20 protein-coding genes are annotated in these 19642 nt (G+C 52.4%); 7 read left to right on the top strand and 13 right to left on the bottom strand.

Annotation, left to right across the window (positions count from 1 at the left end):
* Positions 1-172: 172 nt before the first annotated feature.
* The 11 genes from ACTRXD_RS17905 to ACTRXD_RS17855 form a co-directional block, all read right to left on the bottom strand.
* Positions 173-571 carry a fluoride efflux transporter FluC gene (locus tag ACTRXD_RS17905; RefSeq protein ID WP_442433144.1) on the bottom strand — a complete coding sequence of 133 codons (399 nt, stop codon included), beginning with the start codon at positions 569-571 and terminating at the stop codon, positions 173-175.
* 17 nt (positions 572-588) lie between these two features.
* Positions 589-960 carry a fluoride efflux transporter FluC gene (locus ACTRXD_RS17900; RefSeq protein WP_442433143.1) on the bottom strand — a complete coding sequence of 124 codons (372 nt, stop codon included), beginning with the start codon at positions 958-960 and terminating at the stop codon, positions 589-591.
* 62 nt (positions 961-1022) lie between these two features.
* Positions 1023-1931, bottom strand: a complete 909-nt coding sequence (locus ACTRXD_RS17895; RefSeq protein ID WP_442433142.1) for an urease accessory protein UreD — start codon at positions 1929-1931, stop codon at positions 1023-1025.
* Positions 1928-2566 (bottom strand): urease accessory protein UreG, encoded by a 639-nt coding sequence (ureG, locus tag ACTRXD_RS17890; protein ID WP_442433141.1) that lies wholly within the window; start codon positions 2564-2566, stop codon positions 1928-1930. The genes ACTRXD_RS17895 and ureG overlap by 4 nt, the downstream gene beginning before the upstream one ends.
* Before the next feature lie 18 nt (positions 2567-2584).
* The gene (locus tag ACTRXD_RS17885) at positions 2585-3274 is read right to left on the bottom strand and encodes an urease accessory protein UreF (RefSeq protein WP_442433140.1); all 690 of its coding nucleotides are present in this window, start codon (positions 3272-3274) and stop codon (positions 2585-2587) included.
* 45 nt (positions 3275-3319) lie between these two features.
* The gene (ureE, locus tag ACTRXD_RS17880; protein WP_442433139.1) at positions 3320-3925 is read right to left on the bottom strand and encodes an urease accessory protein UreE; all 606 of its coding nucleotides are present in this window, start codon (positions 3923-3925) and stop codon (positions 3320-3322) included.
* Positions 3926-4043: 118 nt separating this feature from the next.
* On the bottom strand, positions 4044-5762 hold the full coding sequence (locus ACTRXD_RS17875) for an urease subunit alpha (RefSeq protein ID WP_442433138.1): 1719 nt from the start codon (positions 5760-5762) through the stop codon (positions 4044-4046).
* A 28-nt stretch (positions 5763-5790) separates the two neighbouring features.
* Positions 5791-6276 (bottom strand): urease subunit beta, encoded by a 486-nt coding sequence (gene ureB, locus ACTRXD_RS17870; protein ID WP_442433137.1) that lies wholly within the window; start codon positions 6274-6276, stop codon positions 5791-5793.
* Between the two features lie 46 nt (positions 6277-6322).
* Entirely contained in the window at positions 6323-6625 is a 303-nt protein-coding gene (locus tag ACTRXD_RS17865) for an urease subunit gamma (RefSeq protein ID WP_442433136.1), read from the bottom strand.
* A gap of 93 nt (positions 6626-6718) precedes the next feature.
* Entirely contained in the window at positions 6719-7639 is a 921-nt protein-coding gene (locus ACTRXD_RS17860; protein ID WP_442433135.1) for an urea transporter, read from the bottom strand.
* A gap of 15 nt (positions 7640-7654) precedes the next feature.
* On the bottom strand, positions 7655-8842 hold the full coding sequence (locus ACTRXD_RS17855; protein ID WP_442433134.1) for a hypothetical protein: 1188 nt from the start codon (positions 8840-8842) through the stop codon (positions 7655-7657).
* A 283-nt stretch (positions 8843-9125) separates the two neighbouring features.
* On the opposite strand from ACTRXD_RS17855, the gene ACTRXD_RS17850 reads away from it, so the two are divergent.
* The 5 genes from ACTRXD_RS17850 to ACTRXD_RS17830 all read left to right on the top strand — a co-directional run bounded on the left by ACTRXD_RS17850 (position 9126) and on the right by ACTRXD_RS17830 (position 13989).
* Positions 9126-10028, top strand: a complete 903-nt coding sequence (locus ACTRXD_RS17850; protein WP_442433133.1) for a hypothetical protein — start codon at positions 9126-9128, stop codon at positions 10026-10028.
* Between the two features lie 463 nt (positions 10029-10491).
* Complete coding sequence (locus ACTRXD_RS17845) at positions 10492-11445, top strand: IS110 family transposase (protein ID WP_442433132.1); 954 nt, start codon at positions 10492-10494, stop codon at positions 11443-11445.
* Positions 11446-11872: 427 nt separating this feature from the next.
* The gene (locus tag ACTRXD_RS17840; protein WP_442433131.1) at positions 11873-12556 is read left to right on the top strand and encodes an urease accessory protein UreH domain-containing protein; all 684 of its coding nucleotides are present in this window, start codon (positions 11873-11875) and stop codon (positions 12554-12556) included.
* A 359-nt stretch (positions 12557-12915) separates the two neighbouring features.
* Positions 12916-13392, top strand: coding sequence for a hypothetical protein (locus ACTRXD_RS17835; RefSeq protein WP_442433130.1), 477 nt, complete (start codon positions 12916-12918; stop codon positions 13390-13392).
* 15 nt (positions 13393-13407) lie between these two features.
* On the top strand, positions 13408-13989 hold the full coding sequence (locus ACTRXD_RS17830) for a hypothetical protein (RefSeq protein ID WP_442433129.1): 582 nt from the start codon (positions 13408-13410) through the stop codon (positions 13987-13989).
* Between the two features lie 911 nt (positions 13990-14900).
* On the opposite strand, the gene ACTRXD_RS17825 is transcribed toward ACTRXD_RS17830, so the two are convergent.
* Positions 14901-15155: a DUF5132 domain-containing protein gene (locus ACTRXD_RS17825; protein WP_442433128.1), complete on the bottom strand. Its 255-nt coding sequence runs from the start codon at positions 15153-15155 to the stop codon at positions 14901-14903.
* A 250-nt stretch (positions 15156-15405) separates the two neighbouring features.
* Positions 15406-15954, bottom strand: coding sequence for a DUF4136 domain-containing protein (locus ACTRXD_RS17820; RefSeq protein ID WP_442433127.1), 549 nt, complete (start codon positions 15952-15954; stop codon positions 15406-15408).
* A 761-nt stretch (positions 15955-16715) separates the two neighbouring features.
* Here ACTRXD_RS17820 and ACTRXD_RS17815 point away from each other — a divergent pair.
* Positions 16716-17723, top strand: coding sequence for a hypothetical protein (locus ACTRXD_RS17815; RefSeq protein ID WP_442433126.1), 1008 nt, complete (start codon positions 16716-16718; stop codon positions 17721-17723).
* A 397-nt stretch (positions 17724-18120) separates the two neighbouring features.
* On the top strand, positions 18121-19620 hold the full coding sequence (locus ACTRXD_RS17810; protein ID WP_442433125.1) for an alginate export family protein: 1500 nt from the start codon (positions 18121-18123) through the stop codon (positions 19618-19620).
* Positions 19621-19642 lie beyond the last annotated feature (22 nt).

Raw genomic sequence — 19642 nt, 5'->3', positions numbered from 1 at the left:
CAACCCAATCGGCTAGTTCTCCCGTCGGATTGTGCCACATATCATAACCGGCTCAGACTGGACTGAACGAAGACGTTTGAGAATTATGATTTTTTGTCTCACGAGTGTAAAAACGCTATTTTTCCAAACCGCATAGTGGGCAAGTCTTTAGATTCTTGGACAAAGATGGCCATTATTTCAGTTTCGATTCTTTCAGTGATGCCCCGAATCTGAGACCGAGTTCGACCAAGGCGACCCCGGCAATTAGGCTAATTCCCAGGTAGGTTATTCCAATCCAAATCTGCCTTTGTTCCAGCACCAAAAGGACCAATGTCCCCCAGATAAGGGTACTAAAGGTGGATAAGCCACCCATGATACCCGTATTGACGAACAGCTGCATGGATCTATCTATGGGCCTGTTTTTTTCGGTTAGGGCCGAGACGAGTCCGATAAGAAAAGCCGCGGTGAGGTTTACTCCGAGTATGGCCGTGGGGAAGTGGTTATGGAGATTCATCCCCGCGACCACCGTTACCTCCCTGGCTGCTGCCCCAATGGCTCCTCCGAAGAATACCAGAATCATTTGGTTGAGCATGGAAGTCTCGGTTCTCTTTAAAGAAACAAGGATGCAAGGGCCGCACCGAAAAACGCCGCCAGAAAAGCCAGGACCACTGTGCCGACCATATACATGAGAGCGAGGGACGTTTGTTGGGCGTGATGAAGTTTGCTCATATCGAGAACCATGGCGCTGAAAGTGGTGTACCCGGCGAGGAATCCCGTGAGGATGAAGGTGTTGAACGGGTGCCCGAAGCGTTCCGTCCAGCCAAAGTCCAGCAGGACCGCAAGGAACCCAATGAGAAACGCTCCTGAGATGTTGAGCAGAAAAGTAGCCACGGGAAATGTGCCGCGATACCTTCTTCCCACGGCCAATCCGACCAACCATCGGGCAAGCGAACCGATTCCTCCTCCAAGAGACGCCAACATGAGGTCCGATCCACGCATACGTCAAAGCATTCTCTCAGCCAGGAGAGTTCGCAGATACCACTTCAATGCCAAAGAAATTTTGGAGGAACGGCGAAGCCGGTGACCTGGGGCCGCACCAATGCCCAGAATTCTCGCACCTTCGCGCGCACGGTACTCGAGTCCCTGCCAATCACCTTGTAGATCAGTCCGGCATCGTTGGGCAACCGACTCACACCCGCAGCCCACCCCTCCACACAGTTCCAGGCTGCGGCCACCCGTCCATGGATTGCGTCCGCTTGTTCGCGAGGGGTCAGAAGTATCACGTTGCCAAAGACGGTGAAATCTCCCATGACGCCCAACCGAGTTGGTTCCGAGCGGCCAGGCTCGATGACGAATTTCTCCACGAACAGATTCGTCCCGTCCGGTCGCTCTGCGGCAACCGTGGAGGAGAACAAGTCAAATTGGAATAGTTCGCCGTCACCATAAAACTGGCGTCCTCCCATCAACATCTCAGAGTAGAGCAGAGTGGCTGTTGATGCAATCCGGATCCGGGTACGGGTGTGAAAGCGAGCATGTCGAAACGGGATAACCGTATCAGGGAGGTATTCCAGGTAAGCGCCCTCCTCCAATGTAATGTCCTGCGTCTGCCCCGCGTAATTCGCGTCCATTTCATGAATCTTGGTGGCCGCTTGGGTCGTAATGTGTCCGCAGGCATCCGGCCCAGCCGCAAACTCCATCGTGTAGCGATCCCCCTGGAGAATGCCACCGGAGTTGGTGATGATAAATACCACCGGCAGATCGGGCATGCCTTCATCACAGTAAAGGGCCTTCTGCACCAGCAGCGGAGCCCTTCGCTCCGAGAACGCCAGGATCGAGCGATCACGCCGCGCCTCGAAGCGCAGACGCAAGAGGGCATTCTTTCCCAATGCGCCACTCGGTAATTGCTTCGGCTCGTCCTGATACGGAGCGAGTTCCAGAGCCAGCCCCCTCATACCTTCGGTTCCACGAGATTCAGATCGAATAGGGCGTTTTCCTTGATTAGGTCGACCAGTCGGTCAATGCCTTCTCCCGTCTTGCAGTTGGTAAACACAAATGGCCCTTCCCCCCGCATCAGGCGTGAATCATGATCCATGACTTCAAGGCTTGCTCCAACATACGGAGCCAGGTCCGTTTTATTGATGACCAGGATGTCTGACTTCGTGATTCCTGGTCCATTCTTGCGCGGAATTTTGTCCCCGGCCGCTACGTCAATCACATAGATGAAATAATCGACCAGGGCAGGGCTGAAGGTCAGAGTCAGATTGTCACCGCCACTCTCGATCAGGACCACATCGGTTTCGGGGAACCGTGCTTCCATATCCTCGACGGCAGCAATGTTCATGCTCGGATCTTCGCGAACCGCCGTATGCGGGCACGATCCGGTTTCGACACCCAGGATACGATCCTCTACCAGGATACCTCTCAATGTGCGTTGGACGTGCTTGGCATCTTCAGTGGTCACGACGTCATTTGTGATAATCAGAATGCGCCCTCCCATGTCCATCAGTTTCGGCGTGATCGCCTCGATAATAGCCGTTTTGCCGGACCCGACAGGCCCACCGATTCCTATGCGTGTGATTTTTTTCATGCGGGTTCTCCTTACTCATCAATTCATAAACATGCGTACCTTCGCCTGCACATGCGCGGATGCCAGAATGTCCATCACAGGCGCGAAGGCCGCCATGTCCTCAAGCGATCTGGCGGCAACCCGCTCATAGGCAGCCTCTGCATCAGAATTAATCTCGAATAGGATCGCCTGGGCATCCAGGTAATGCAGCTTCATCAGGCGCAGGGATGCAGCAAGCATCAGGCTCGCGAGACCATAGTGGTGCACCGCGAATGCATCTTGCTCCGAAAGGCCAAGCGAAGCAAAGACCAGCGCCTGGGCAATCGGGTAACACCCTGGCGTCTCCCGAGCATTAATCCGGCACAGCCACGAACTGGCCGCACCAGGTCCCAGTATGCGATCAGCCATTTCCGCCAGCTTACGGCCCATACGCACGGTCATCGTACGTATTTCCTCATTCAGTTTGCGATTGAGGACTGCACGGTCGGCTTCGTCAATCAGGCAATCGTCGCCCGCTCTGGCTGCGCGAAAGGCAACCAGCACCGCGATGCCGTCCGAGGTCGCGGCCTGCTCAACGGCAACTCGCACGAACTGTCGTAGCGATGAGAGGTCATGAACCACCCCGTGCTCCACAGCCGACTCCAATCCGTTTGAGAACGTAAATGACCCGACCGGCAGCACCGAATCGCCGAACTGGAGGACACGCATCAGCTCAGAAATAGTTGGCATGGACGCCTTTCCGTCGAATTGTTGTGTGTGGCCGTCAGACTGCGCTTATTCGTGCGGATGCGAGTGCAGGTCATCATGATCCAAGGAATGTGAGTGCTCGTGTACATGAGAGTGGGGTGTTGAATTGGCCCCACCGAAAAGGCGCCGGGACTCGTGTGGAGCCAGATAGGGAATGACCGAGGCACCCGGCGAAAACTCGTAGGTGATCTCCTCAAAGGCGTGGGTCTTCATCACGGAGGCCATGACTTGGCGATCGACCGTCAAAGGCACGTAGACCCTCGTTCCCTTGACCACTGCCGGCCAGTGCTGATTACCCAGCGCGTGCCCGAGTTCGAGGCAAATGTGCGCAAGGAAATCCTGCGTCTTCGAGAGCAAACCGTCCAGCCGGATCACCATCACATCCTGAAGCTGAATGCGGGCTATGATGGCCTCACCCCTGCTGTCATCCCAGAAGAGAATGTCTCCATCGTGCAAGTGCGTATTCCGCTCCAGCGACACAGCCAACTCGACTCCCTCCTCCGACTTCAGGCGGAACCGGGTTTTCTGCGCCTGCCATTGGTCGAGGTTCATCACGTCAACATGCGCGCCATCGAGTTTGGCCTTCCAGTCCGCATCCTTGACGTTGCCTAGCACTGATTCAACCATAATCATTGTTTGTTCCCCAATAGCTCGCCCTTGCTCTCGCGTTCGTAAAATTTTTCAAAAAAACTGAAGCCCGAATACCAGTCGGACGAAACCGACTGGCACCGGACGCAGGATCCAAGACAAATCAACTGAAGAAGTACAACTGGTTGAGTGCGATATTTTTCGGCGGCGTGACGGTGGCGTGTACGCCGTCGACCTTTACGGCAAACGTCTGCGGATTGACCTCGATCTTTGGCAAATAATCGTTGCGGACCATGTGTTTCTTGGTCAACACCCTGGTCTGTCTGACCGGCTCGACCATGCGGCCCAACCCGAATTTCCCCTTGATGTTTCTGTCGTGAGCAACCTGGGACACAAACGTCATGCAGGTACTCTGTAAGGTCGAGCCCATGGCCCCGAACATGGGGCGGTACATCATCGGCTGCGGTGTGGGCAGGGAGGCATTCGGATCCCCCATGTTGGCCCACACCACAAAGCCACCCTTGAGCACCAACTTGGGCTTTGCCCCGAAGAAGGCGGGTTCCCAGAGAACCAGATCGGCAAGCTTGCCGGCCTCGATCGATCCTAACTGGTGGAAGATCCCCGCAGCGATGCAAGGAGCCGACGTCACCTTTGACAAATAGCGCAACACCCGGAAGTTGTCGTTGCCCTGGGCGTCCTCGGGGAGCTTGCCGCGCGCCTGCTTCATGGCGTCGGCCGTTTGGAATGCCCGCAGGAAATTCTCTCCAATTCGGCCCATTGCCTGGGAGTCGCTACCGATCATTGAAATGGCCCCCATGTCGTGCAGCACGCTCTCGGCCACGATCGTCTCGGCACGCACCCGGCTCTCGGCAAATGCCACATCCGAGGGAATCTTCGGATTCAAATTGTGGCAGACCATGATCATGTCAAACAGTTCTGCCACCGAATTCACACCGCACGGCAGGGTCGGATTGGTTGAACTTGGAAGCACGTTCGGCTGGCCGACGACCTTCAAGAGGTCGGGCGCATGACCGCCTCCGGCCCCTTCGGAGTGGTACGTGTGAATGGTTCGCCCGTCGAAGGCTGCGATTGAGTCCTCGACAAATCCCCCCTCATTCAACGTGTCCGTATGCACGGCCACGCTGACGTCGTATTCCTCGGCCACCGACAGAGCAGAACGGATGGCGGCAGGCGTCGTGCCGTAGTCTTCATGAATTTTGAAACCAGTGGCACCGGCTTCTAACTGTTCAACCAGCGGCGCCTTGCCGGTACAATTGCCCTTGCCATAGAAGCCCACGTTCACCGGCAATCCCTCAACAGCGCGAAGCATCATCTCCATATTCCACGGGCCATTGGTCGTTGTCACGCCATTCGTCCCGTCGGTGGGGCCAATACCGCCGCCCCAGAGAGTGGTGATGCCATTCGAGAGCCCGTGCCAAATCTGTTGCGGGCAAATGAAATGAATGTGCGTATCCATACCGGCGGCAGTCAGGATGAGATGCTCTCCAGTGATCGCGTCCGTCGAGGTCCCCGTGGTCAGTCCCGGAGTGACTCCGTCCATCGTCGAAGGATTGCCCGCCTTCCCGACGCCGACGATCCGCCCGTTGCGGACACCGACGTCCGCCTTAATCACTCCCAAAATCGGATCCAGAATGGTCACATTGGTGATGACGAGGTCGAGACAGCCGGAAGACTGGGTTATTTGATTGTCCGACCCCATTCCATCACGAAGCGTCTTTCCGCCTCCAGTGACCAACTCGTCACCGTACACACGCAGGTCTTTTTCGATCTCGACGTAGAGATCCGTATTGCCCAATCGAATTTTGTCGCCGGTCGTTGGCCCATACAGGTCGGCATATTGTTTGCGTGAAATCTTAGACATCGCAGAGACTCCTTTTTTGTCCGGTTTGTCAGGGTTTGGTCGACTTGAATCCACGGTCCTTTACTCGCCGCATGGCCTCGTCATAGTTGGGTCGGTAGTCAGGTGTTGGCCCGTCGCCCGTCCAACCATCCACCAGATTGTTGAAGCCGACGCAGAACTGCTTGCCGCCCATCGGGACGAGAGCCACCTCCTTCTCGTCGCCAGGCTCAAACCGTATCGCGGTTGTTGCGGGAATATCCAGCCGCAGACCGAATGCCTGCCCCCGATCAAACTGCAGGTACCGATTGGATTCGAAAAAGTGAAAATGGGAGCCGACCTGGATGGGCCGGTCCCCGGTGTTCCGCACCCTCAAAGTCGTCCTCGGCCGGCCGGCGTTGATTTCAATATCCCCTTTGGCCAGAATCAGGCCTCCAACTGGAGCAGTTTCCGTATGTTCGGATTGAGAGCCGGCATGTTTGTGCCGCAACCAGTTCCCCACTCCGGGTTTCGAGTTGTCCTTTTTTGACTTGGCCATATTCGTCCTCCTCTTTGTCTCAGAATACATTCAGAATAAATAAAGCCTACTTAATCGGATCATGAACCGTAATCAGCCGTGTCCCATCTGTAAATATGGCTTCCAGTTGAACGAAGGGGATCATCTCGGCTACTCCTTCCATGACGTCATCACGCGTCAGCACACCCGCAGCCTCCGTCATCACCTCCTCGACCGTCTTCCCCTCGCGGGCCCCTTCGAGAGCCGTCGAGCAGATGAGCGCCATCGACTCCGGATGATTCAGCTTTAAGCCTTTGGTCTTCCGCCGTTGGGCAATATCACCGAGTTGGTAAATCAACAGCTTTTCCGTCTCACGAGGTGTTAGATGCATGACATGCTCTCCTCTTCTATAGTGAACTTGTGTAAGATACCCGGCGCCCGAAGTCCGAGAAATGCCCCTTACGGACCCGTGTGCCTGTCGACGTTAACTCAATTTCTCCACCGGCTCCCGTAGGAACAACACATCGATCTGACCGACGGCAATAATAATCCAGGACGCTACCACAAAGGGAGCAGTCAACGCGGGGATTCCCAGCCAGGAGGGAAAGAACTCTGTCAGGGGAACTGAGATCATGGCGGCCAGTATTGCAATCAAGAGAGACTTTCCCCACAGGTACACAGCGATCGGCGCCAGAACGGCGTTGTACCCATAGATGCCCATGTGAACTATTGAACTCGGGTCATTGTGATACAGCGCCACGAGTGTTCCCACTATCGATCCCAACAACCCAAGCACCGCGTGCCGCCATGTGCAGAGCGCAATCCCGGCAAGAAACAGGATTCCGGTCACCACAGTCGCACCGAACATCACCTCGGCCGCACCTGCCAGAACTTCGGCGACAAAACCGGATGGCGTGTGCGCCGCCGGGGCAGGCATCACGTCGATCGCCGTTCCCGCCATCGCATGCGCAATGATCAGGAGCAGCCACGTTGTGAGGATAAAGGGCGCGGTATAGGTCGGGAACTTCAGATAACGGCGCATGGCAAAAGTCAGGAACGTGGCCACCACGCATCCCACAATCAGCAGGACCCAGGTCAGGGGTTCAGGTTTTAGGTAGAATACCGTGGCGATTCCCACCAGAACCGGGTTAAAGCCATGCAATCCATTCTCGATCTCCTTCCCATCGAATCGCGCCAGGGCCGCGACCACCGGACCAATGAACGCCCCGATTATTGCTCCTACCGCCATCAGCGGCGACGCGAACGCGATCCCGACCAGAAATAAAATACCTGTGCCTGCATGGCCTTGAAACATCACTTGACCTACCCCGCGCAGGACGATCCGGAGGAAATTGCCCGGATCCCCTAAGGTTGGCTGATCGTTGATGATGGACTCTGCTGCCATGCTGGCTCCCCCATCCTACAGTTGAAGTTGAAGACCCAACCCCACGGCACTAACCGCATCGCCCCTGACGCCTGGCGTATAGGCCCGGCCTTTGGTTAAAAAATCACCATATTGATAAAAGAGGGAAATTCTCGCATTATGCCCATCGATCACATAGTTTAATCCCCCTTCCACCAGGTATCGAGAGGAACTATTATTAGGATTGGTGTCTACATAGCGGACGAAAGGCTGAAATTGCCCGATCCCGACTTTTTGAGGAAAAAGATATAATCCGGTGGCCATCCAGGAAAGGCCGGAAAACAGACAGAAGCAGTTAGGGTCTGCAAGCGCCTGGGCGCTCAGATTGGGATTGAAATACTTGAGTTCACCCTCCAGGGTCAAAACACCTTTATTGGGCAACACCTTTTCAAACAACAGATCCCCATTCATTCCATAAAAGGTCGAGGGAGAGGCCTGGGTGCCGGCCCCATCGTTTTGATATTGGAGCACATAGGCAGCGGTTAAAATATCGCCGCCCTTTCCGTAATACGTGCTGCTGGTGTAATAACCGGGATTTTGTTCGATGTTGAGGAAGTTGTAACTGATACGACCCGCATAGAGAAGATTGTCCGCCTGATTCGACGCACCGCCATGCCCACCAAAAATACCCACGACGTATGTCAATCTTCTATCCGGAGTTAACGCTCCCCAAATGTTCACACCGTCGTCGCGGCCGAACCGTCCCCCCTGCCCAATGGATCCGGAGAAATCAGAGGTGTAAAACGGCGTTTCGACAAAATCAAAGGTACTTTGGAAAAACGGACCGGAGAGTTCTCCCCGGTGCTGTGGAACTAACTGGCGCCCTGCCCAGATATTGAGGTACGGGTTGAATTCAAACTTGCCGATGGCGTCCAGGACAATCATACTTCCGCCCTGGGTATTTTCGGACGAGACGCAATTATTACATTCCGTGTTGAACTCAACCTTAATATATTGATGGATCTGCCCATTCACATACAGACGAAGATTGTCCAATTGAAAGCTATTACTCCAATTTGATCCGTTCGCGGCCGCATCCTCCTGCGTGAGAAAACTCGTTTTTAAACCGAGACCGACACTAACCCACTTTGTGTCGTCGATTTCAATTTTTCCTGCTCCATGCACAAGCGGAGCACTCACCATGATCGCGATGAATATGGTGGCAATGGCGCTGCCCTTAATCATGGGAATCATTCCCGTAGGATTCACCCTTCGGTCGCAAGCGCTTCAAAAGGTTTTTTCTCTTGATTAGTTATGTCATTGTTCAAGCAGAGCATCGACATTAAAAGCATTAACAATATAAATGTCAATTGAAATACGATATTTTACAGGGCTTTAACCTGTATTCCCGGAAGTGTCAAAAATAGGAAGAACGTCATAGTGATCGTGTCGCCTGGGCTTGTTGACAGTGGTATACTTTCGCCTGCAGTCGATATCAAAACTAGAGATCTCAACCAAGGGAAGTCATGTGAAAGTCAGAGCTGTTGGCCTGTGTGGGCTAGCCTTGACAGGAGTTGCTGCCTGCACGGTTCTACTTGCTTGCACGGGATCCGGTGTACGCACTCCCCTTCATCAGGATGAGACCAGCCGCGTGTATCTGGAGTGGGTTCCCCAAGAATCTTTTCACGCTTCTCATCCAGCCACCCTCCCACCCACCGTGATCCGAGGCACGCTACAAGGGCTACGCGTGCAAAAACCGAAGACTGACATTGGCGAACTGTTAACCGGTCAGCAAGAACCCAGGAGAGTCTTTTCAGATGAAGACGCGCAGCTCCTGACCCCGCACATTCTTTCAGCTTTGTCGCAGGCCACCCCGGAGGAACACGTGGTTTTTCAACGGATCTATTCTTGGGAATACGGTTCCAGGATGACTGCCGGGACTCTCTCCCTCCACGAGGACCTGCTTTTTTTGACCATCACCCACTACACACAGAACCAGGGGGGATTAAATTTTGGATACGTGGATGACCGCCAGGCCCCTAACCCGACCGGCCTTGCAGATCAGACCCTGCTTTTCGTCCCAGAGGAAGCGCTTCGTCCCGACAAGTCCCCACAGGAACCGGGGCACCCCCACGAGGTCACCCTGACGATCAATTATCAGCTTCTCGAAACGATGCAGGAGGCGCGTGAGCAGGCAGCCCCCGCTCTGATCAGGCAAACAGAAATGCCTTCGATCACGGACACCGGCAATGGCGTCGTTTCACCAATGACTCGGAATGGGGTTCACGACCACGGCGAATCTTCATCGAAAGACCCTGCCCTCCGCGCGCTGGAGGAACAGGTCCACAAGCAGCAACAAGACCTGGAGCAATTGAGGAACCAACTCCAGGAGATTCAACGCAGTCGCGACTCGCAAAGACAACTCCATTAAGAAATTGCCTGTCCATACATGGGGCCACCGCCAGGATTCGGTGGTCAGAACCGCGGTTTCTCTCCATTCTGCATAATGTCGTTTGCAGAATGAGTATTTCAGAGATTGGCATTTTTCCCTTAAAGGGTCTGTTGAAAAAAGCCGCCAGCGGCGTTCTCGCCATTTTCCCGTGCTCACGTACGAAGCGTACGCTCCACGCGTTAAAACGGCTGCGGCCTTCCCTTCGGCAGGACTTGTATGGTGTTTTACTACTCATTCTTGAGAAGCTACAAGGAGCCGGGGTGGAGGGACATCGGCTAGCCTCTGCCGCTCTGCGGACAGACTCCCTGAGAACTCTCCCACCCACACCCCCCACGTCGATGAGGAATCTCGCGGCAGGGTCCCTGACCGCCGATTTACCCGCCAGCTTACGTCGGTGTGTGCCACCCCAGCGTCATTCATATACTTTTTGGAGGCTCCCATCATGCAAACTTTTTTGAACGTCGGCGTAGATGTGGCTAAAGACGTCGTCGTGGTCGCGTGCGCTGCGCACAGTTTTCCTGTCCACAGTGTTCCCAATCAACGGGCCCCGTTGCGGGCGTGGCTTAAGTCGCTCCCCGCCGGCAGCCGCATCGGCCTGGAATCCACCGGCGCCTATCACGAGTTGCTGGCTGCCCTTGCACCTGCACAAGGTCATACCGTCTTCCTGCTTAATCCCTTGGATACTCGGCACTATGCCAAGGCCATGGGCACCCGCGCCCAAACAGACCGGGTGGATGCGGAGTTGATCGCCCGACTCATCGCGCAAGAGCACTCGCGCTTGCGGGCCTACACGCCCCCCACGGCGAACCAACGCAAGCTGGATCGGCTCATTCGACGGCGCGCCACGATCGTCCGCCTCAAAGGCACGCTCAAACTGACGATGCGCCATCTGGGTGGCTTTGCCGCCGAACTCAAGGCTGTGATGGGCAAAGTAGATGCCTTGATTGCCAAGATTAATGCCACCATGACCGCGATGGCGGCCGGTGCGCCTAAACACCAGGAGGCGCACCAGCGGGTAGAAACCATTGTGGGCGTCGGGCCCTTGGTGGGCATCAGCTTGACCAATACGTTGGAGCGCGTGCCGTTCCGCAAGGCGGATGCGTTCGTCGCCTTCATTGGCTTGGATCCGCGGGCGAAAGATTCGGGGCGCAAAACCGGTCGCCGCCGCTTGTCCAAACGCGGCCCCGCCGAGTTGCGCCGTTTGCTGTTTAACGCCGCGATGGCGGCCATCAAAACCAATGTCTGGAAACCGATCTACGAGGCTTACCGGACTCAAGGCTGGAGCACGACCGCCTCGTTGGTGATCATCGCCAGAAAAATCGCCCGAGGGGCCTGGTCTATTCACCATTACCGTGCAACATTTAATCCAGAGCGGATCACACAAGGCTTGACATAAACCATAGAATCTCAGGGCAGGACTGGACGGACCCTTCGGGAAGACTCAGGGCATGCTTTTTTGAACCGCCCTGGAGCTTTTGATGTGTAATCTAATCCTGGGCACATTTGCCCTTGAAAATCTTTATTATCCAACACTCCCTTAAATAAAGACTTGTGCGTTATCGATGCCAACAAGTTACACCCTCTGAGATTTTTCCTGGAGCATTAGATTATGATGTGCAGACCAGAAGGGTTACATCTGATAGAAACCGTTTATGGGGATACTGATATGGAGGATGATTTGATAGATCAACGCCCGATTGCTGGATCCACAGCAGACAATTGAGAACTGAATAGAGTCATTCCTCACTTTCTCCGTATTACATGATAAGAACAGTCGAGAGTGCCCTGCCCGACAAAAGACACCATTCGAATCAGATTTTCACATGGATCATCTACTCATCACATCCCTATTGCTGGGCTTAACGTTGGGTATTACGCACGCCCTCGACCCGGACCATCTTATGGCCATGGGAACGTTGGCTGCAGAGTCACGTGATATCCGTCGTTCGGCTTTATTGGGAGCGATCTGGGGAGTCGGGCATACCTGTGCGTTAGCACTCGTCGGCTATCTGGTGTTGAGTCTCAAGTGGACCATTCCCCTACAAATGGCAGCCCATATGGAAGTAATGGTCGGAGCCATGATTGTGGCCTTGGGAGTTCACCTCCTGTGGAGGACTTTGCAGCCATGGACGGTTCACCATCATGAGCATCATCATGAGGAAATGACCCATTCACATGTTCATGTTCATGGTCAGGATCATGCGAGCCATTCCCATCATTTGCGCAGTTCTCGTGCCAAAGTCTTGTTGGTAGGTTTTGTCCATGGCGTGGCAGGCAGTGCCGCATTGACCCTAGCGGTACTGGCGACAATGCCATCCATGGAAATGGGCATGCTCTATATTCTCTTATTCGGTATGGGCTCGATTGGGGGCATGCTCCTGATGAGTGGACTGATCAGTCTTCCGTTTGTCCTTGTTTCTCAATCGTGGCATCACAATCTGAAAGTGAGTGCCGGTTTCCTGGCAATCGGATTCGGTGCCTATTTCATGTGGTCTCCTCTTTCCTGAGCCACCTCGGTTCATGCCTTGTAGACGCCCCACATGATTGTCTCAGGGAGCCGGATATCGGTCATTCATTTTTCCCTTCACGTGTTACCCACGCCATGTCTCGAAACCTCATAGAATAAGGACCCTCCAAAAGAATACCGCAAGTGGAAATTCTTCATTGCGAGAGCATAAGAGGTTATGTTGAAATAGCCCGTAACTCGAAACATTGCATTCGTGAAATGAAAAGGAGGATGCCCCCTTAACCCTCGGTTTGCAGAATCCTCTCTACCAACTCTCTTGTTTCATTAACAAACCAGATCCCAGATTTTCATTATTTTCCCAACCCACTTGGGTGACAAAGAAAGGCAGAAGCTATGAGCATGTCACGCATGACGAACATTTTCGCAGTGGTGCTGACCTTGACCATGGGAATCATAGGAACCGCATTGGCCGCAAATGAGGAAAAGCACCCCTTGCCATTCATCATCATGGATATCGAACGCCACATTGCCGAATTGACCATCAACATAGAGAAAATCTCGGATCGAATGAAGTTTTTACGCGAGGTTCCGGATTCCAAGGATCCTCTCATTCAGGAAGTCCGGAATCTTGACCTGAGAGGGTGGGAACTGCATCAGGAGCAATGGAAGCTGCAACTCGACGGATTGCGATTCACGGAGGGGCTCTTGCGAAAAATTCAGGATCATCCCGAAGAAAAACCAGAAGCCTTACAAACCTGGCTTGATCGACTTAAAGAATTTAAAGAGGCCATGAACGATTATCGACAACAGCGGGCCGGAATCGAAGTGTTGCGCATAGAAACAGAAGGCAAGTTGATCGAACAATATTTGCGATAAGGCAAGGAGACCCTCATGGATTGCGTAAAACGACCGACCGTATTTTTTGCCTTATGCTTGACGGGGATATGGATCATCATGACAGGGTGTACCTCCGTCGATACCATTCGATTTACCAACCAGACCTTTCCACCCAAAAAATCAGTGCTAGATGTGGAAGTGATGGCCCTGGAACCAAAATGTCCCCATATCGCCATTGCCCAATTGAGTGTCCAGGATTCAGCGGTGAGTTATGAAGACGAGGAAGGCGCCATTCTCCAAAAAGCCGCAGATTTGGGGGCCGACGCCGTGGTGCTCCATCGAGGGACAAAACGGACAGTCGCGACTCCCGCTTACGGAGGCTATGCATACAACTACGGCTACCCCGGATGGGGTTATGCTTCTTACGGCATGGTTGGTTACGGAGGGTACGGGACGACCGGATACACGATAGGTGGATTCGGGTATTCTCCTTACGGCATGGGAACGCCCATGATGTATGACACAACCCTGAGATCACTTACCGGAATTGCCATCCGCTACCAAGATGGACCCCGTTGCGTACCAGGTAAGCCGGAATCCAGACAGATCCACACATCCTTCCCCCTCCAATCATAAATCTTCAATGGAATCTCTAAAGGCCATCTTTAGCATCTTGCTCAACCTGACCGATGCATCCGGCCTTCCATGACATAAACATCCCGTGAAGTTGAGAAGGAAGGAAATCACAGAAAAAGAGAAATGTCACGTTTCACCTTTAAGCCAGGACCAACAGCGGCTTTAGAACATTTCTGAAGCCGCTGAGTAAATTGATCAAATAAGACTGGAACGAAAAAAATACTGGAAGGGCTCTCTTGGGTGGGCTTTCGGTAGGAGCTATTTCAAGGTGAACGATGAATGAGGGAAGAACGGATCGTCGTCGACCAGAAAATCTTGGCAGGAAAACCTTTCAAAAGGGACGCGCTTTCCTATGGAGATGTGATTGAGCCAATAGAAAAAAGTTTATCGCTCCCTTTTACCATTCGACAAAAATTTCGGGGAAATGTTTTCTTCTCCGAAATACCACTCAGCGGAGTCATACTCTTCCGCCAGCCTGCCCCTCCTCTATTCGTGACAACCGGCAGTTATAGCAAGCCGTGAAGATTCGGATGATATGTTCAGTCGCGGGAGAAGAACAGGTAGGATGAAACCCAGGTCAATTCTCAAGGCAAAGGGCTAATAAAGCTCCTCCTCATCCAGATGGGAGATTCACCGTAAGAATTGGTGATTGGATCTGCCAATTATAGAATCTGATCCCATCCTTTAAGTAAGTCGGCAAGAAGGGTATCAACTGGACAGTTACAGTATTCTCCTCCGTATTTTGCCTCCGAGACAACCTTTACATGTAAAGAAAAGAGTGCCCACCAGGCGTTCACTTCAAAAATGGCTCACGTCCTCTTTTAATCCTGACAACAGCTCCATCTGCTACCGAAATAAGCTTTCCATGAGCTTAGGAGCTATTGCCTGAGAAGCTTAGATTAGGTCTTCGGTCATGCCTGCTGCGCTTTACCCCGCGGCATTTTTTTATCGTGATGCTCGATTTCTGCTTTGGCTTCAGCAACTATATCATTGAAATGTTCTCCGGTTTCAGAAACCATTTCTGACACAGCGGCGTAGGCCACAAGACCTCCTTTAATAATTTCTTTGGCAAGGGGTCGAAGAACCGATCCTATTCCCGACGCTATCGAAGGTACAGCCACTGCGGCAACAGCTCCGACCACCACACCACCGATGACAGCTTCCATGGGCTCCTCCTTTGTAAATAAAACACTTCTTAGAAATTGCCAAAATAATAGCATAACCGGAAAGATTTAGTGAAGCATGGGGGGACTTCATGTAACCAAAAACGAACGCGTCCCCTTCATGCCGCGCTGTCTTTCATCCCATTGCAAAGAAAAGAACCTTCGGTTGTTTGAGGCAATACTCCTTAAGATGAAGGAGAGTCCAGAGAATTCCCTCGGGCCATCACACTCCGCACAAGCTGAATGCGACTCATCAGGAACGTTTGGGAGGGAATTGTGCCAAAACTTTCTGGACTGCCTCATTGATCAGCCCGGTTTGCCCTCCTGTCGTTCCCTTCCAATCCACCACGCCTTTAGCAACTCCACGCCAGATAATATGCTGAGGCGGCTTCGCATCAAGCAGATCGATGATAAGCGTCCCTTCCTCGTATTGGTAAACTTCTGTGTAGCCCATACCCATCCCCCAGTATGGTCTCATGAGCGGACCTCGCATATTTTCGACCCGAATTCGCTCTTCCCTACCAACATAATAGGTCACATAGAAATCTGAATTTCCAGCGATGATTTCGATGTATCCCTTGTTCGCAAGTTCGGCTGCGACCGCGTCCTGAATCCTTTGCCGGGCCATGTGATTGGCCCCACCCAGATCGATGTCTCCTTCTGGCGTTTTCAGCATCCAGGAAAATGTCTTCAGCCCACTAAAATCCGTCGACTCTCTATAATCAGAACTGACAGAAATAGTGGAGCACCCCCAAAAACCGGGTAACGCCAACAAAACAAAAAGCCTCAGGAAACATCGCATTGGTCATACCCTTTCTTTTACCATATAAGTTGCATTCTCGAATTTCGTATTCAGTCCTATCATCACAGAGGGCACTTCCCGAGCACATGCCTGCAGATTTCCATCTGCCTGCTTGGGAGAGCTGTGATCGTTCTCAACAGAAACCCTCTGAAGATTGCCGAAGTCAAAGAGTCCAGGTGCACTGCCGGGTCCCCCCACAATCACGCCTGCGAACACATGGTGGTCGTCCATCAGCTTTCTGCCTGCTCCGGTTTCTTGACACAAACTATAACAGACACTTCGCACCCCTTTCGACTCACACCTCTGAGGTCTGACATTCCTTCTCAGGGAAGCTCCGTAGATAAGCGGTTGGATGGTGATTGCTTCGGTATGAATAGATACGGTAAAAACCCTGGCGTCCTTCCCAGCATTCTCAGGCCGATGGGATATTTGTCCTGAACGGTAAAACCTTCGAGTTGGCGGCTCAGACAATGTCTGATGAAGGATGAGCAGGGGTATGGCTTGGAACGTGAAACGCGGCGTTCAATTTTTCCTGTCGAAAAGGATCCCTCAACCTTGTCATTCCTGAAATGTTCAATCGGGAAGCTTTCGACTCTGGGCATTCCCGACCTGTTCAATCGGCAATTTATCTGTGTGTGTGTTTGGATAAATACCTGCCCCAGACTCGCAGGAATGACGCAAAGAGGATGGATGTCCGCCGACAACTACGGACCCGACAACTGATGTTCTTGAGACATACCGGCACAGGAGATCCTGCTCACATGCCGTTTGTTGTAGCTCTTCTCATTGGAGTTCTCTTTCTTGCCTCCCCTTCGTTTGCCGAATGGAGGGTCACCGGCGAGAGTAATGTCTATTATACGGATGATGCCGCCCTATTCTCCTCGACACGGCGGCTGAGTCGAAACCAGGATCCCACCCAACCGGTTATTGATAGCCTTCTCGCCAACCAGGGAGACGATGTGGTGTTTGAACCCATGGCCCACCTCATGAAATCTTTCTCGTTGATGGGTCGACCTACCGAATTGGGTGTTCGTGGACAAGGGTTTGTATTTACCAACAATACCCAATTCAATCACGGATCGTTGAGCGTGGAGGCCTCCCATAATCTGACCTCCACCACAGCGCTCCTCATGCGCTATTTTTTCGGACCGGATTTATTTTTAGGAAAAAATGAGGTTCGGCCGCTTGAAGAGTCCGACGGAAATCCCCCACAAGTAAAAAATGAAGAGGTCACCACCAATTATTGGGCTGGAGGCCTTGCTCAACAAATCCCCGGCGTCGACGATCTGCGGCTTATTCTCTATGGCCGCTATGGATTGCGTGACTACGATAAACCTTTTCGACAACGGGATACCAGGTTTTGGACGATCGGGACGCACGTGGAATGGGCGCCCACGCAAAAGATCGGGTTGGCTCTGGGCTACCATTATGAACGAGGATTGGCTGATGGGCGAAAGCAGCCTGAGCTACAAGATGATACCTCTTACTTCAATCATTTCGTGACCGGAGAATTCGAATATGAGATCACAGAACGTCTTAGCTTAGAGATGGGACTGCATTATGAATTTAACGGTTGGACCACCGGTATCCAGGGGGATGAACGCAAGGGACAACATGAAAATGTGATCCAGGGCGACATTGCCTCTCGGTATCGGGTGAACGAGGTTCTTCAGTTAACTGCAGGGTTTCAGGGATCCCATCGAAAAGAGAGTTTTGAGAAGGGGTTAAAAAACCTGAACACGTGGCTAGGCGCCAAATTGGCATTTTAATTTCCTAACGCCGAAAAAAATGATCCTCTCAGCAACCCAGAGGATGGGCACATCAGAACCTTTGGTTCTTGCAAGTATTCCGTGAGTCCACCCTGTCTTTATGAGTTTTTTGCAATCTTGGGACGCCTCCACTTTGTCAGGGCTGTCATTCCAAAAATGCTGTCGGTCTGAAGAGGCTTAAAGGTAGGGGCGGGTCTCTGAGCCTTGATATTTCCACTTGCCGATTTCAAACGAAAAGACCACTCCCCTCCCGACAGGAAGAGGGAACTTAAGAGCGCAGATACCCAGGCTAATGTCGAACGAACCAAAACTTTAGAGCAGCCTAACGCAGGGCTTCATACCTCATATAGCTTCCATGCGGAATTGGTTCACCCAAATCAGGAATGCCGGAAAGGTCATGGCTCTTTCCTTGTGTTGGTTCCTGCTGACTGCATCCCTGTCCCTGGGAGATGAACCCCACAAAAAACCGACTTCTCCATCAGAAGACCCCTACTTGCTCTGGCGATTGGATGCAGTCAGGAAAAGAACCAGAGAAATTCCTCAAAATGTATGGGAGCGTATTCGAAACGGTCAGAAGTGGACCTGGAATGAATATCCTGATCAAGTGCTTATTCAGGAAGAAAACCTTATCAAATGGCCTCGGTATTTGTCCGCTGCCTTAAATACCCCCGAGTGGTTGGACCTGGGCTTTACCAATCGAGTTCGTAGAGAAGGATTTGATTACCCTTTTAAGGCCGACCAGAAAGACAATACCTGGGCTTGGGATCAGCGAACCCGCTTTCGGGCCACCACAAAATGGAAAGTTTTCCGGGCGCAGCTAGAGTTCCAAGGAGCGAATTCCGGTGAAAGGGCCGATACAGACATCGTTGGTTCTTCCGCGTTTAATGCGGCCAATATCCAACAATTGTTTGCGTCTATGACTCTCCCAAATTTCCTGGAGACCGGCCTCCGAACGGATCTTCACGTCGGTCGCATCAATATGGATGTCGGGTCAAGACGTCTCGTCGCTCGTTCCCGCTTTCCAAATACCGCCCAACCCTTTGATGGTATTCATTGGAGAGTAGCTGAGACCAATCAGTGGTTTTTCCGCGCCTTTTTTTCGGAAGTTGTTTCCGATAACAACAACAGCGATCGCTTTAGCTTGTTTAGGAATGGAGGTAATTATTTCTGGGGGCTTTCGTATGAAAACTTGCACTTTTCCTGGGCCAGGACCCAACTCTACTATTTTGGCAGAGATGAAGAGGAGAAGGACGGAGGAACCGAACGCAGGCATTCAACCTTAGGAATCCGGGTCTATCAACGACCGGAAATTGGAGGGTATGATTATGAAGCGGAATCTGCCTGGCAATTCGGCACATTGGACAACATGGATCATTTTGCCTATTTTCAACATATCTCACTTGGTTATACCTTTGCCTTTCCATGGTCACCCAGGATTTTGGCCATGTACGATTACGCCAGTGGCACAAAAAATCCTAATGGGAACAAAAGCCATACATTTGATAGCCTCTTTGGTGCGCGCAATTTTGAATATACCTCAACCAGTCTCTTCGGCCCTTTCTTTCGTTCCAACATCAGCTCGCCGGGCATCCGACTGATCACTCAACCACTCCCAACCTTGGATATCAATGTGAAATACCGGGCCTGGTATTTGGCCCAATCCCGAGATCAGTGGGTCAACTCCGGCATGGAAGATCCAACGGGAGCCGCAGGAAATTTTTTAGGACAGGATGTGCAAGTCAGAATTCAATGGCGTCCTTCCCCAAGCTTTACCATAGATGCCGGCTATGAACACTTCTTTAAGGGCTCCTATATTACAAATCAGACTGATGTGCCAGGAAATCCTCCAGCCAATGATACCAATTATTTCTATGTTCAAACCGAAGTCCGGTTCTGATGCATTAGCCACACAGACCTGC

The organism is Nitrospira sp. T9, assembly GCF_052156535.1.
Classification (GTDB): Bacteria; Nitrospirota; Nitrospiria; order Nitrospirales; family UBA8639; genus Nitrospira_E.
Note: the sequence above shows the minus strand (reverse complement) of the source record. Positions and strands in the feature narration are given on the sequence as shown.

What these genes read in the sequence shown, in the direction of transcription:
- ACTRXD_RS17905 (WP_442433144.1), bottom strand. Translation starts at nt 571, where the DNA reads ATGCTCAACCAAATGATTCTGGTATTCTTCGGAGGAGCCATTGGGGCA.
- ACTRXD_RS17900 (WP_442433143.1), bottom strand. Translation starts at nt 960, where the DNA reads ATGTTGGCGTCTCTTGGAGGAGGAATCGGTTCGCTTGCCCGATGGTTG.
- ACTRXD_RS17895 (WP_442433142.1), bottom strand. Translation starts at nt 1,931, where the DNA reads ATGAGGGGGCTGGCTCTGGAACTCGCTCCGTATCAGGACGAGCCGAAG.
- ureG (WP_442433141.1), bottom strand. Translation starts at nt 2,566, where the DNA reads ATGAAAAAAATCACACGCATAGGAATCGGTGGGCCTGTCGGGTCCGGC.
- ACTRXD_RS17885 (WP_442433140.1), bottom strand. Translation starts at nt 3,274, where the DNA reads ATGCCAACTATTTCTGAGCTGATGCGTGTCCTCCAGTTCGGCGATTCG.
- ureE (WP_442433139.1), bottom strand. Translation starts at nt 3,925, where the DNA reads ATGATTATGGTTGAATCAGTGCTAGGCAACGTCAAGGATGCGGACTGG.
- ACTRXD_RS17875 (WP_442433138.1), bottom strand. Translation starts at nt 5,762, where the DNA reads ATGTCTAAGATTTCACGCAAACAATATGCCGACCTGTATGGGCCAACG.
- ureB (WP_442433137.1), bottom strand. Translation starts at nt 6,276, where the DNA reads ATGGCCAAGTCAAAAAAGGACAACTCGAAACCCGGAGTGGGGAACTGG.
- ACTRXD_RS17865 (WP_442433136.1), bottom strand. Translation starts at nt 6,625, where the DNA reads ATGCATCTAACACCTCGTGAGACGGAAAAGCTGTTGATTTACCAACTC.
- ACTRXD_RS17860 (WP_442433135.1), bottom strand. Translation starts at nt 7,639, where the DNA reads ATGGCAGCAGAGTCCATCATCAACGATCAGCCAACCTTAGGGGATCCG.
- ACTRXD_RS17855 (WP_442433134.1), bottom strand. Translation starts at nt 8,842, where the DNA reads ATGATTAAGGGCAGCGCCATTGCCACCATATTCATCGCGATCATGGTG.
- ACTRXD_RS17845 (WP_442433132.1), top strand. Translation starts at nt 10,492, where the DNA reads ATGCAAACTTTTTTGAACGTCGGCGTAGATGTGGCTAAAGACGTCGTC.
- ACTRXD_RS17840 (WP_442433131.1), top strand. Translation starts at nt 11,873, where the DNA reads ATGGATCATCTACTCATCACATCCCTATTGCTGGGCTTAACGTTGGGT.
- ACTRXD_RS17835 (WP_442433130.1), top strand. Translation starts at nt 12,916, where the DNA reads ATGTCACGCATGACGAACATTTTCGCAGTGGTGCTGACCTTGACCATG.
- ACTRXD_RS17830 (WP_442433129.1), top strand. Translation starts at nt 13,408, where the DNA reads ATGGATTGCGTAAAACGACCGACCGTATTTTTTGCCTTATGCTTGACG.
- ACTRXD_RS17825 (WP_442433128.1), bottom strand. Translation starts at nt 15,155, where the DNA reads ATGGAAGCTGTCATCGGTGGTGTGGTGGTCGGAGCTGTTGCCGCAGTG.
- ACTRXD_RS17820 (WP_442433127.1), bottom strand. Translation starts at nt 15,954, where the DNA reads ATGCGATGTTTCCTGAGGCTTTTTGTTTTGTTGGCGTTACCCGGTTTT.
- ACTRXD_RS17815 (WP_442433126.1), top strand. Translation starts at nt 16,716, where the DNA reads ATGCCGTTTGTTGTAGCTCTTCTCATTGGAGTTCTCTTTCTTGCCTCC.
- ACTRXD_RS17810 (WP_442433125.1), top strand. Translation starts at nt 18,121, where the DNA reads ATGGCTCTTTCCTTGTGTTGGTTCCTGCTGACTGCATCCCTGTCCCTG.